Annotated in this window: 10 protein-coding genes; all 10 read right to left on the bottom strand. The window is 74.2% G+C overall.

From position 1 onward, the window contains the following. Positions 1-63: 63 nt before the first annotated feature. Entirely contained in the window at positions 64-930 is an 867-nt protein-coding gene (locus tag FRAEUI1C_RS31350; RefSeq protein ID WP_013427402.1) for an ABC transporter permease, read from the bottom strand. After that, positions 930-2,432, bottom strand: coding sequence for an ABC transporter ATP-binding protein (locus FRAEUI1C_RS42025; RefSeq protein WP_013427403.1), 1,503 nt, complete (start codon positions 2,430-2,432; stop codon positions 930-932). The genes FRAEUI1C_RS31350 and FRAEUI1C_RS42025 overlap by 1 nt, the downstream gene beginning before the upstream one ends. Before the next feature lie 354 nt (positions 2,433-2,786). Continuing rightward, the gene (locus FRAEUI1C_RS31360; RefSeq protein WP_013427404.1) at positions 2,787-5,240 is read right to left on the bottom strand and encodes a heavy metal translocating P-type ATPase; all 2,454 of its coding nucleotides are present in this window, start codon (positions 5,238-5,240) and stop codon (positions 2,787-2,789) included. 34 nt (positions 5,241-5,274) lie between these two features. Then, a complete protein-coding gene (locus tag FRAEUI1C_RS31365) occupies positions 5,275-5,478 on the bottom strand; it encodes a heavy-metal-associated domain-containing protein (RefSeq protein ID WP_013427405.1) in 204 nt (67 codons plus the stop codon). A 184-nt stretch (positions 5,479-5,662) separates the two neighbouring features. Beyond that, on the bottom strand, positions 5,663-6,685 hold the full coding sequence (hemB, locus tag FRAEUI1C_RS31370) for a porphobilinogen synthase (protein WP_013427406.1): 1,023 nt from the start codon (positions 6,683-6,685) through the stop codon (positions 5,663-5,665). Beyond that, a complete protein-coding gene (locus tag FRAEUI1C_RS31375) occupies positions 6,682-8,535 on the bottom strand; it encodes a bifunctional uroporphyrinogen-III C-methyltransferase/uroporphyrinogen-III synthase (RefSeq protein WP_013427407.1) in 1,854 nt (617 codons plus the stop codon). Before FRAEUI1C_RS31375 ends, hemB begins: the two co-directional genes overlap by 4 nt. Before the next feature lie 4 nt (positions 8,536-8,539). Next, entirely contained in the window at positions 8,540-9,682 is a 1,143-nt protein-coding gene (gene hemC / locus FRAEUI1C_RS31380) for a hydroxymethylbilane synthase (RefSeq protein ID WP_013427408.1), read from the bottom strand. Beyond that, positions 9,679-11,070 (bottom strand): glutamyl-tRNA reductase, encoded by a 1,392-nt coding sequence (locus FRAEUI1C_RS31385; protein WP_013427409.1) that lies wholly within the window; start codon positions 11,068-11,070, stop codon positions 9,679-9,681. Before FRAEUI1C_RS31385 ends, hemC begins: the two co-directional genes overlap by 4 nt. Next, the gene (locus FRAEUI1C_RS31390; protein ID WP_013427410.1) at positions 11,067-11,972 is read right to left on the bottom strand and encodes a redox-sensing transcriptional repressor Rex; all 906 of its coding nucleotides are present in this window, start codon (positions 11,970-11,972) and stop codon (positions 11,067-11,069) included. Before FRAEUI1C_RS31390 ends, FRAEUI1C_RS31385 begins: the two co-directional genes overlap by 4 nt. A gap of 330 nt (positions 11,973-12,302) precedes the next feature. Then, positions 12,303-12,563 carry a glutaredoxin family protein gene (locus tag FRAEUI1C_RS31395; RefSeq protein WP_013427411.1) on the bottom strand — a complete coding sequence of 87 codons (261 nt, stop codon included), beginning with the start codon at positions 12,561-12,563 and terminating at the stop codon, positions 12,303-12,305. Positions 12,564-13,015: the final 452 nt, after the last annotated feature.

The raw sequence follows: 13,015 nt of genomic DNA on the forward strand, positions 1-13,015 counted from the left end.
GCCACGGCGCCGGCCAGACGGCAGCCGGACGCCAGGCCGGCTCCGCGGCCGCACGCCAGGCGGCTACAGCGAGCGCTGGTAGCCCCGGAAGGCCCGGACCGCCACCGCCCAGGCGAGCGCGGCGAGCGCCACGAGGCCCAGGAGGTTCCACAGAACGGACAGCCAGTCGGGGTTCGCGGCGATGGCCCCCCGCGACGCCGTCACCGCCCAGTTGGCCGGGTTGTAGTGGGCGACGGCCCGAATCCAGCCGGGCAGCAGCCCAGCCGGCATCATCGCCGTCGACAGGAAGGTCAACGGCAGCACCAGGAAGTTCGCCGCCGCGATCAGTGCCTCCCGGCGGCGCACCACCAGCGCGAGGGCGTCGGACAGCGCCGCGACCGCGGCGCTCAGCGTCACCGCTACGACGATCAGCACCAGCACCCCGGGCACCCCGGAGCGCAGGTGCGCGCCGAGCGACCAGCCGAGCAGGACGATGAGCGCCACCTGCACGGCGACCAGCAGGGCCTGGTTGGCGAGGGTGCCGCCGACGATGGCCCAGCGGCGCGTCGGCGAGGCGAGCAGCCGCTCCATCACGCCGGTCTCCATGTCGTCGATGAACCGGATCCCGGTCCAGCCGGCGGAGAACAGCACGCTCATCGTGGCGACGCCAGGGGTCAGGTAGTCGATGTAGTCGTTGTCGGCGAACCCCGGCACCGTCGAGATGCTGTGGAACAGCGAACCGAACAGCGGCAGCCACACCACCGCCTGGACGAGTGTGATCGCGAGATACGCCGGCCGGCGCATCAGCGAGCGCAGCAGCCGCGCCGTCAGCGCCCCGAACTGGCGGTACCCCGCCGGCCGCGCGTTGGTCCGGCTGGTGGTCGGCGCGACGGTCGGGACAGCCGCGGGGAGGGATCCCGTGACGGGCGCCGGCTCGGTGATCGTCGTCATCAGGCCACCTCCTCCTGCCGGCCGAACCGATGTCCGACGTGGCGCAGGTAGACGTCGTCGAGGGACGGCCGGGCGACGGTGGCCGCGGCGGTCGCGAGGCCGGCGCCGTCCACCGCGGCGAACAGCGCCGGCAGGATGGCGGCGCCGCCGTCGACCCTGGCCCGCACCGCGCGGCCGGTGAAGGTCACCTCGCCGACGCCGGGCAGCGCCGCGAGCCGGATCCGCAGCGCCTCGACCTGGCGGGCGTCGGGCGTCGCGGTCAGCTCCAGCTCGACCGCGTCACCGTGCAGTTCGCTCTTGAGCTCGTCGGGCGTCCCCTCGACGACCACCTGGCCGTTCTCGATGATCGCGACGCGGGAGGCCAGCCGGTCGGCCTCCTCCAGGTAGTGGGTCGTGAGCAGGATCGACAGGCCGTCGGCGGTCAGGGCCTCGATCTCGGCCCACATCACCGCCCGGGCCTCCGGGTCCAGGCCGGTCGTCGGCTCGTCGAGGAACAGCACGGCCGGGCGGGAGACCAGGCCGATCGCCACGTCCAGGCGGCGCAGCATGCCACCCGAGTAGGTGCGGGCCAGCCGGCCGGCCGCGTCGGCCAGGCCGAACCGGTCGAGCAGCTCGTCGGCCCGGCGGGCGAGCTCGGCCCCGCCGAGGCCGTAGAGCCGTCCCTGCAGCAACAGGTTCTCGCGGCCGGTGGCGTCCGGGTCGGCCCCGGAACGCTGCGGGACGATCCCGATCGAGCGGCGGACCTCCCAGGGATGGCGCAGCAGGTCGTGCCCGGCGACTGTCGCCGAACCGGCGTCCGGGCGGGTCAACGTCGCCAGCATCCGCACCGTCGTCGACTTCCCGGCACCGTTCGGGCCGAGCAGTCCGAAGATCGTTCCAGCCCGTACTCGCAGGGTGATCCCGCGGACCGCCTGCACCGGCGGGTCCGCGCGCCGCCGGCCGCGATACGTCTTCACCAGGTCGACGGCATCGATCGCCCACACCGGTTCGACCGCCGCGAAGACCACCGGGGCCTCGCCAGTCGGGTCCGGGTCCGCCGCGGTCTCGGCCACCGGCTCGGCGCCGTCGACAGGGCCATCCTCGACCAGTTCTGGCACGGCCTCCGCTACCGCCTCGACGCCCTCGACGGGGTCCGGCACGGCTTCCGCCACGGGCTCGGCACGATCCACCAGTTCCGGCTCGGCCTCCGCTACCGGATCGACGCCGTCGACGGGGTCCGCTACGGCTTCCGCTGCCGGCTTGGCCTCGTCGGGTGGGTCCGCCTCGGCCGACGGCTCGGCGTCGTCGGTCGGGTCCGGCTCGGGGTCGGCCGCCGGGTTGAGGGCTTCAGGCTGGTCCGGCTCGGCCTCGGCCGCCGGCTGGCTACCGCCGGCCGGAGTCACGTCCTCGGCCGCCGGTGCTGGACTGTCGCCCTCGTCCGGGGCCGTGGGCCCCGGCTCGATGGTTGGAGTGGCGGAGACCGCCGTTGGCGCGGGCTTCCGCGCCGGTCGGGTGGTCGTCATGACCGTTTCTTGGTGACCCTTCGCTCGGGCAGGCCGGTCCAAGGACCGGCTCGGCTGGTTCCTGCGTCGCCGCGCTCATCGCTCCCCCAAGGCGATTGCTTCGCGAGCGGCCTGGAACGTGGTCGCCTGTTTCGACGCGGCGCCGTCGTCGTACGCCGTGTTGTGCCGATATTGGCTGACCAGTCCTGCCGTGTCCGAGAGACCACATAGCGCGCCAGATAGGTCACACCGTGGCACACGCAGAACTTCCAGGTCGGCGAACTGGCCCACCAGTCATGAACGGTTACCGAAACTTTTCCAGACGCACATCAAGCCGGGCTCACCGCCGCGTCGAGCGCCGCTCGACGCCTGCGATCAGCGACGGGCGAAGCGGCGTAGGCGCAGGCTGTTGGAGACGACGAACAGGGAACTGGCGGCCATCGCGGCGCCGGCGATCATCGGATTGAGCAGCCCGGCGGCGGCGATCGGCAACGCGGCGACGTTGTAGGCGAACGCCCAGAACAGGTTGCCGCGGATGGTCCGCAGCGTGGCCCGCGAGAGCCGGATCGCGTCGACGGCCCCCCGTGGGTCGCCGCCGACCAGCACCAGGTCACCGGCCTCGATGGCGACGTCGCTGCCGGTCCCCATCGCCAGCCCCAGGTCGGCCTGGGCGAGCGCCGGCGCGTCGTTCACCCCGTCGCCAACCATCGCCACGACGAGCCCCTCGGCCTGGAGCGCCCGGACCGCGTCGACCTTGCCCGCCGGCAGCACCCCGGCGACGACATCGGCTGGGGCGATCCCCACCTGGGCCGCGATCGCCCGCGCGACCGGCTCCGCGTCCCCGGTGACCAGCATCGGCCGCAGGCCGAGGCCACGCAGGCCGGCGACGGCCTCCCGCGCGGTCGGCCGGACCGTGTCGGCGACGGCGATCGCTCCCCGCACCCGCGCCGCGGGGTCCCCATCGGCCGGGCCGACGGCGTCGGCCCAGGCGACCAGCACGACCGTGGCGCCGGCGGACTCGGTCGCCTCCTGCCAGCCGGCGACGTCGTCGTCGACCGGCACGCCCCGCTCGGCCAGCAGCCGCGCGCGGCCGACGAGCACCGAGCGCCCCTCGACGGTGCCGCCCGCCCCGAGACCGGGCAACGCGACGAAACCCGCGACCGGCGGCAGCTCAGCCGATCCGACAGCCCCGGACGGGACAGCGGAGCCAGGCGGGACCGGAGGCCGGGAGGCCAGAGCGGCGCCGGCGATCGCCCGCGCGATCGGGTGCTCACTCGCGGCCTCGACGGCCCCGGCCAGCCGCAGCACGTCGGCCGGGTCGGTGCCCGCCGCCGGGTGCACCTCGGTGACGGCCATCCGGCCGACGGTCATCGTGCCGGTCTTGTCGAGGACGACGACCTGGGCCCGGCGGGTCGACTCCAGCACCTCGGGCCCGCGGATCAGGATGCCCAGCTGGGCGCCGCGCCCGGTGCCGACCAGCAGCGCCATCGGGGTCGCGAGCCCGAGCGCGCAGGGGCACGCGACGATCAGCACGGCGACGGCGGCGGTGAAGGCGGGCGTCGCCCCGGCCCCGGCCAGCAGCCACCCGGCCAGCGTGCCGGCGGCGAGCACGAGGACGACCGGGACGAACACGGCGGACACGCGGTCGGCCAGCCGGGCGATCTCGGCCTTGCCGGACTGCGCGGCCGCGAGCAGCCGGGCCATCTGGGCCAGCTGGGTGTCCGCGCCGACCCGGGTGGCCCGGACCACCAGCCGGCCGCCGGCGGCCACGGTCCCGCCGGTGACCGACGCGCCCGGCGCCACGTCGACCGGCACCGACTCGCCGGTGACCAGGCTGGTGTCGACAGCGGCGGCCCCCTCGACGACCACCCCGTCGGTGGCGACCCGCTCGCCGGGCCGCACGACGAACAGGTCCCCGACGGCGAGCGACTCGGCCGGCGCCCGTCGCTCGACGCCGTCCGGGCCGAGCACGGCGACGTCCTTCGCGCCGTGCTCCAGGAGGGCCCGCAGCGCGGCCCCGGCCCGGCGCCGCGAGCGCAGCTCCAGGTAGCGCCCGATCAGCAGGAAGACGGTGACGCCCGCCGCGACCTCGAAGTACACCGTGTCCGCCCCGCCCGACCGGGAGGCCAGCAGGTCGAAGCCGTGCCGCATCCCGATCCGGCCGGCGTCACCGAACACCAGGGCGTAGAGCGACCAGATGAACGCGGCCAGCGTGCCCAGCGTGATCAGGGTGTCCATCGTGGCCGCGCCGTGCCGCAGGTTGCGCCAGGTCGCCCGGTGGAACGGTAGCCCGCCCCAGCCGACGACCGGAGCGGCCAGCGCCAGCGACACCCACTGCCAGCCGGGGAACTGGGCGGGCGGCACCATCGCGAGCACGATCACCGGCACCGCGAGTGCCGCGCTCACCCAGACCCGGGTCCAGGACCGCCGGGTCTCGGCGGCCTCCGCCGCCTCGGCCTGCTCGATCGCGTCGACGGTCGGCGCGTCCGGGTCGTCGACAAGGGTCCGGCCCCCCTGCCCGGCGCGCGGCGCGACCAGCGGCGCGGCGCTGTAGCCGGCGGCCTCGACCTCCCGGACCAGAGCGGCGAGGTCGAGGGCACCTGGCGCCAGGGGCGCCGCGTCGACGAGGCTGACCGTGGCGCGTTCCGTCGCGTAGTTCACCGACGCGTCGACGCCGGGCAGCTTGTTGAGCCGGCGTTGCACCCTGGCCGCGCAGGAGGCACAGGTCATCCCGCCGACGAGCAGTTCCACGGTGTCGCCGGGGCCCAGGGGCTCGCCGGCGTCGCCCGGTCGAAGCCCGGCCGTCCGAGCGTTGCGAACTGCGGCCATCGTCGTCGCCTCCGTCCCCGGATCTGAGCCGATTTCAGGCGAGCTGGTAGCCGGCCTCTTCGACGGCGGCGCGGACAGCGGCACTGTCGAGCGGCGCCTCGCTGCCCACCTCGGCCTGCCCGGAGGCGAGGTCGACCTTCACCGCCGTGACGCCGGGCAGCTGGGAGAGCTCCTCGGTCACGGCCTGGACACAGTGCCCGCAGGTCATACCGGTCACGGTGTAGGTGCTGACAGTCATCAGAATCCCTCCCGGCCCGCGGCGCCACCCCGACGCCGCCGTACTACGGTCTCACGATACCCCCCGGGGGTACCAGAAATCGCCGAGCGGCCGAATCCCGGAAACGCCGAGCGGCCAGCGGCGACTTTCGCCACTGGCCGCGGAACTCGGTGAAGGGGTCGTCAGTACCTGGGGGGAAGGCGCCTCAGGCGCGGCGCAGCTTCTGCGCGACCTCGGTGGCCCAGTAGGTGAGGATCAGGTCGGCGCCGGCCCGGTGAATCGCGGTCAGCGTCTCGTTGATGATCCGGTCCCGGTCGACCCAGCCGTTGGCCGCGGCGGCCTCGACCATCGCGTACTCACCGGAGACCTGGTAGGCCGCGACCGGCACGTCCACGGCGTCGGCGACGGCCCGCAGGACGTCCAGGTACGCGAGCGCCGGCTTGACCATCACGGCGTCCGCGCCCTCGGCCAGGTCGAGGGCGACCTCGCGCAATGCCTCGGCGGCCGAGCGGGCCGGGTCCTGCTGGTAGCCGGCCCGGTCGCCGAACTGCGGCGCGCACTCGGCGGCCTCCCGGAACGGGCCGTAGAAGGCGGACGCGTACTTGGCCGAGTAGGCCAGGATCGGCAGGTCCGGGTACCCGGCGCCGTCCAGCGCCGCCCGGATCGCGCCGACCTGGCCGTCCATCATCCCGCTCGGCGCGACCACCTCGACGCCGGCACGCGCCTGCGCCACCGCGATCGAGGCGTACCGCTCCAGCGTCGCGTCGTTGTCGACGTCGCCGGTCTCGGTGAGCAGGCCGCAGTGGCCGTGGTCGGTGTACTCGTCCAGGCAGAGGTCGGCCATCACGACCATCGACCCGCCGACCTCGGACACGAGGTCCGCGATCGCCAGCTGCACGATCCCGTCCGGGTCGTCGGCTGCCGAGCCACGAGCGTCCTTCTCCGCCGGCACGCCGAACAGGATGATCCCGCCGACGCCCGCCTCGGCGGCCTCGGCGGCCGCCTTGCGCAGCGAGTCCCTGGTGTGCTGGACGACGCCGGGCATCGAACTGACGGGGACCGGCTCGCTGACGCCCTCCTTGACGAAGGCCGGGAGGATCAGGTCCGCCGGATGCAGCCGCACGTCGGAGACCAGCCGGCGCAGCGCCGGCGTGCGGCGCAGCCGGCGCGGCCGGGCCAGCGGGAAGCCCGCGGCCGGACCGCCCGCCGGCCGGCCCCCGGTGGTCACCGTCGGCCCCGGCGCGGCTTGGGCAGCCGGGCGGCGAGCGGACCGACCTTGCCGAGCTCCTCGCGGTGCTCGGCGGCGAAGTCGGCGAGCGCGGTGACCAGCGAGGCGATCGTCGCCTCGGGCGCCTCGACGTCGACCCGCAGGCCCAGCTCCTGGGCGGTCTCGGCGGTCTTCGGGCCGATGCACGCGATGACGGTCGTCTCGTGCGGCTTGCCGGCGATCCCGACCAGGTTGCGCACGGTGGAGGACGAGGTGAACACGACCGCGTCCACCCTGCCCCCCTTGAGGGCCTCCCGGATCGGGGCGGGCGGCGGCGCGGCCCGCACGGTCCGGTAGGCGGTGACGTCGTCGACCTGCCAGCCGCGCTCCTTCAGGCCCGCCTCGAGGATCTCGGTGGCGATGTCGGCCCGGGGCAGCAGCACCCGGTCGAGCAGGTCGAGCGAGCTGTCGTACTCGGGCCAGTCGGCGAGCAGGCCCTCCGACGACTGCTGGCCCGCGGGCACGAGGTCGGGCCGGATGCCGAAGGACCGCAGCGCCTCCGCCGTCGCCTCGCCGATCGCGGCGACCTTCACGCCGGCGAACGAGCGGGCGTCCAGGCTGCGCTCCTCGACCTTCTCCTGCACGGCCTTGACCGCGTTGACCGACGTGAAGGCAACCCACTGGTAGCGACCGGAGACCAGGCCGGTGATGGCCCGCTCCATCGGGGCGGCGGTCCGCGGCGGCTCGACGGCGATCGTCGGGACCTCCAGCGGGCTCGCGCCGTGCGAGCGCAGCAGGTCGGACAGGATCGCGGCCTGCTCCTTGGTCCGCGGCACCAGCACGGTCCAGCCGAACAGCGCCCGGGTCTCCCACCAGGAGAGCTTCGACCGGGTGGCGACCACCGGGCCGATCGAGAGCACGATCTGGGTCGGCGGCTGGCTGGAGTTCGCCAGCAGCGGCGCGGCGTCGTTCTCGATCCGGTCGAGGGTGGAGCTGACGGTGCGCTGGTCGGTGGTGGTGCCGTCGACGGTGACCGCGGTCGGGGTGTCGCCCGGCCGGCCGTGCTCGACGAGGGCCGTCGCGACCTTGCCGATCTCGTTCGGCGCCGCGGTGATCACCAGGGTGCCCGGGGTCTGCGCGAGGCCGGCCCAGTCGACGTCCGAGACGCCCGCGACGGTGCCTCCCAGGCCGCCGAACCCGGCACCGAGGCCGAGCCCGCCGCCGAGGCCACCGCCCAGCCCGCCACCGCCGAGACCGCCACCGAGACCACTGGAGCCCAGCCCGCCGCCAAGGCCACCGCCCAGCGAACCGCCGAGCGGCCGGCCGATCAGGCCGCGCGACGTGCCGAACGGCGAGGAGCCCAGGCCGACGGCGTCGGGGCCGAACGGCGACGCCGCCGGCAGCTCGCCGCTGGACGAGAAGACGCCGGTCGTGCTCGCGTAGGTCACCGGAAGGCCGGGGGCGACGCCCGCGTAGGTCGAGACGGCGGCGCCGGTGGCGACACCGGGGATGACCTTGTAGGGGATCTTGGCCTTGGCCAGCGACTGCGCGTCGTTCGCGCCGATCCGGGTGAGCCAGGGGTCGGACGAGTAGAGCCGGACGACCTTGTCACCGGCGCGGGCCCGGCTGACGACGGCGGCCGTCGCGGCCTCCGCGTCCCGGATCGGCTTCGGGGCGTCCAGGTCGCCGATCTTGAGGATCTCGGCGGCCAGCGGTTCGAGCACCGCGGGCGCGACATCCGGGTCCGCGACGACGACGTCGGCGGCTTGCAGGGTCTCGACGGCCAGCACGGTCAGCAGGCCGGGGTCACGGGGCCCGGCGCCCACCAGGGCGACCGGGGATACTGGCTTCTTCGTTCGTCGAGTGGCCATGACGTCAGCGGATTCCCATCAGCGTGTGTGCTCCTGCGGACAGCAGGTCGTCCGCGAGGCGCCTGCCCAGCGCTTCGGGGTCGGCGGTCGAGCCTCCCAGCTCACGCCGAAGGACGGTCGTTCCGTCCAGCGACGCGACCACCGCGCGCAGGCGAACCTCACCCTCGCTGGCAGGCGCCTGCCCACGAGCCGGAAGAACCTGCGCCAGCGCGCCGACCGGAGCGGTGCAACCCGCCTCGATCGCCGCCAGGAAGGCGCGTTCCGCTCTGACCGCCACGGACGACGGTGCATCGTCGAGCACAAACCGTAGCAGCCGCTCAAGCGGAATCTCAACTCCGCTTCCGGGCGCGACCGGGCAGCTCATCCCCGTGACCGCCCCCTGGTCCTCCGGGGTGCCGACCGTCAGCAGGGTCAGCGGAGCGAGCGTCGTGGCCACGCACTCGATCGCGAGCGCGCCCTGGCCCGGCGCCGGAAGCATCACTTCCGGCTCCAGCAGCTCCGTGATCGCGTCCAGCCGGTCCAGGCGGGCGAGCCCGGCCCGGGCCAGCACGACGGCGTCGACCTCGCCGTCGATCGCCTTCTTGATCCGGGTGTCCACGTTGCCGCGGATCGGCACCACGTCCAGGCCGAGTCCGAGCGCCCGCAGCTGGGCCGCCCGGCGAGGCGCGCCGGTACCGATCCGCGCGCCGGGACCGAGCTGCGCGAGCGTGCGGCCGGTCGGCGAGACGAGCACGTCGCGGACGTCCTCACGCGGCGGGATCGCGGCGAGCGTGATGCCCTCGGGGGGCGCCGTCGGCAGGTCCTTGAGCGAATGCACGGCCAGGTCGACCTCGCCGGACAGCAGCGCCTCACGCAGGGCGCTGACCCACACGCCGGTGCTACCGAGCTGGCTGATCTCGGCCCGGTTGCGGTCGCCCTCGGTGACGACGTGCACCAGGTCGACCTCGATGCCGAGCCGGGTACGCAGCTCGTCGGCCACCATTCCGGACTGCGCGAGCGCGAGCGCGGAGCGCCTGGTGCCCAGCCGCAGCCGGCTCGGGAGCCCGCCGGCCTCACCCGCCGAGGCCGGCGCCTGCCGGGCCGCGGCGGCGGGCCGGCGGCCGGCCGGGCCGAGCGGGTACAGCGAGGTCGAGGACGAGGAGGTCACGGCTGCTCCAGCAGGTCGGGGGCCGACACGACGGCCGGCACCTCCCTGGGTAGGTCGAAGAGTTCACGCAGCGCCTCGGCGTAGGAGTCGCCACCAGGCCCGCCGGCGAGTTGCTGGACCCGCACCGTCGGCGCGTGCAGCAGCTTGTCGACGACGCGCCGGACGGTCCCGGTGACCATCTCCCACTCCCGGGCGTCCAGGTCGGGCAGCCGGCCACGCAGCCGGTCCAGCTCGTCCTGCACGATCGCCGCGGCCTGGGCCCGCAGCGCGACAACCGTCGGCGCGACTCGGACGGCCCCGCGCTTGTTGAGGAATCCGGCGACCTCGGAGGCCACCAGCGCGCGCACCGCCTCCAGGTCGTGCGAGACCTGCGCGCCGTCGAGCGCGACCCGCAGCGACTCCAGGTCCACGAGGGTCACTCCGGGCAGCGCGCGCACCGCCGGGTCGATGTCGTGCGGCAGGGCGAGGTCGAGGAAGACCAGTGGCCGGCCGGACCGGCCCACCGAGGCCGCCTCGACCATCTCGTAGGTCACCACCAGGCCGGTGGCCCCGGTCGAGGAGACCACCAGGTCGGCCTGGCCGACCTCGTGCGGCAGGTCGGCCAGGCCCACGACGCGGGCACCATGGTTCTCGGCGATCGCCGCGGCCCGGGCCGGAGTGCGGTTCGCGACCACCAGGTCGACGGCACCCGCCCGCCGGACGGTCGCCGCCGTCAGGCCACCGACCGAGCCGGCGCCGATGATGAGTACCCGGCAGCCCACGAGGGGTTGGCTGGCCGAGTCGGTGAGCTCGGCTTCCGACGTGGCGCCGTCGAGCCCGGTCACGTCCGTGGACAGCCGCTCCGGGCGTTGGACGTCGAGGCTGCCGGCGGCGATCTGCAGGCCGACCGAGACGATCGACGCTCCGGCGGCGTCGATGGAGGTCTCGCTGTGAGCGCGCTTCCCGACCCGCATCGCCGTCTGGAACAGGGCGGCGAGAGCACCGCCGGCCGTGCCGGCCTCCTGGGCGCCGCGGAAGGCGCCGCGGACCTGGCCGAGGATCTGGCTCTCGCCGACGAGCATCGAGTCCAGGCCGCAGACCACCGAGAACAGGTGCCCTACCGCGCGCGCCTCGTGATGGACGTACAGGTGCGGCGACAGCTCGGACAGCTCGACCCCGCAGACGCGGGACAGCGTGTCGGAGATGTCGGCGAGGCCACCGTGGAACGTGTCGACCTCGGCGTAGATCTCGGTGCGGTTGCAGGTGGACAGCACTACGGCCTCGACCACGTGGTCGGCCTGGACCAGTTCGCCGAGGACCTTCGGGGCGTCGTCGCCCGAGACCGCGGCGAGCTCCAGTAAGGCGTTGGGCGCGGTCCGGTGGTTCAGCCCGACGGCGAGGAGGCTCACGAGCCCTCACTTCCTGTGGCCAGCCGCATCACGGCCTCCGTTCCGGCCGCCGTTGTAGGCGCCGGCTCCGCGTCCCCGCGCTCCGCCGGGGCGATTCCCAGGGTGCGCCCTTCCGTCGCCAGGGTGCGCAACTCGGGCCGCGAGCCTGTCGCCCCGTCCGGGGAGAGCGCGCCGACTGCCCCCTCAAGAGGGAGCGTGCCCGGGGCAGCCGGCCGGATGCGCGGCTCGGCGGACCGGTCCGGGCGCTTGCGGGCCTCATGGAACGACAGGATCTGCAGCTCGACCGCCAGATCGACCTTACGCACATCGACCCCGTCAGGCACGGACAGCACAACCGGGGCGAAATTGAGGATGCTGGTGACCCCCGCGGCGACCAGTCGGTCGCAGACCTGCTGCGCCGCCGCGGCCGGGGTACAGATCACACCGATCGTCACCTGATAGTCCTCGATCAGTCTTTCCAGCTCGACGACCGGCCGGATCTCCACCCCGCCGACGAGCTCACCGGCACGAGCGGGATCGGCGTCGACGAGCGCGACAATCCGGAACCCACGCGCCGGGAAACCGCCATAGCGCGCGAGCGCGTGCCCGAGATTACCTACTCCGACGAGCATCACGCCCCGGTCCTCGGTCAGCCCGAGACGCGCCGAGATCCGGTCCAGCAACACGTCGACGTCGTAGCCAACGCCTCGGGTGCCGTAGGAACCAAGGTGCGAGAGGTCCTTTCGAACCTTCGCCGAAGTGACCCCGGCGGCGGCGGCCAGCGTGTCCGACGACACGGTCTCGACGCCGTCATCGGCCAGACCCGTGAGCACCCGCAGATAGAGCGGCAGCCGGGCGACTGTCGCCTCGGGGACCGCTGGGCGGGGTCGTTTCTCCCTCGACGGGCGCCGGGACGGGCTCATGACGCGCGGCTCCTCCAGCGGTCTGGCCGCGGCCGGGCGTGGTCCGCGGCAGCAGTGAGCCCTTGCCGTCTCACCGAGGCCTCAGGTCGTCGAGCCCTGGTCGGAGGCCACGAAGGAAAGGCTCAGTCTGTCGAGGCGGGGAGCTGTGTCCCGGTCGCCGGCTGTCCAGCTGGGGCGACCGGCAGACGCACCCGGCCGGCACGCCCGGCCAGCGACCACGCCGACCGCGCGCGGCACCTGCCCGAGCATGGGGGTGAGTCTACGACTTCGTGAAAGAGTTCACAAAGTTTCGGATGGTGGTATCGCCGTCGACCAGACGGTCGGGACGGGTCAGCGCAGCGACCAGCGGCGACCGGCGAGGGCGTCGCGCAGGCGTGCCTCCTCGACCCGCCAGTAGCCGTGTTCGCGACCGTCGACCAGGACGACGGGCACGCGGTCGCCGTACTCGTCCGCCCGCGCCGGGTCGGCATCCACATCCAGCTCTCGCCAGCCGACGCCGGTCTCGTCCGCGACCCGGGCGACCGCCGCGCGGGCGTCCTCACACAGATGACAGCCGACCCTGCTGATCAGAGTGATCCGAGCCTCGCTCACGGCTGCTCCCGTCGACATCGTCAACCGTCACCACGTCCTGTCGAGTCTGCCCCCGGCTGAACGGGTACCGGCGTGGGCCCGGTCCGGCCCGGCTCTGCGTGGGGCCCGGCTCGGCCGGCTGCCGTGGGCGCGCGACCGGCCACCGGTCCGATCGGTCACCCATCATGTCCGATCGATCACCATCGGCCAGCAAACCTGTTCGTCACCTGGACGTCCGGCCGCTGTCACCACGTGTCCGCCGCCCGTACCCATGAGCGGGGAACGAGCCGCGTGTGGTGCGCAGTTCCTGCGACGCGCACCGGCTGGTGGGCCGTAGGCTCGGGTGCGCACGCCTAAGGAGTACGGGATATGGTCCTTCTTCTCGCCTCCGGAGGCACCAGTGGCAGAGCCACGGGACACGCCAGGGCTTCCCGGCGCGCCGGTCGCGCGCGCGGCGGGCGGGCCGGCTCCCG

The organism is Pseudofrankia inefficax, from assembly GCF_000166135.1.
Taxonomy (GTDB): domain Bacteria; phylum Actinomycetota; class Actinomycetes; order Frankiales; family Frankiaceae; genus Pseudofrankia; species Pseudofrankia inefficax.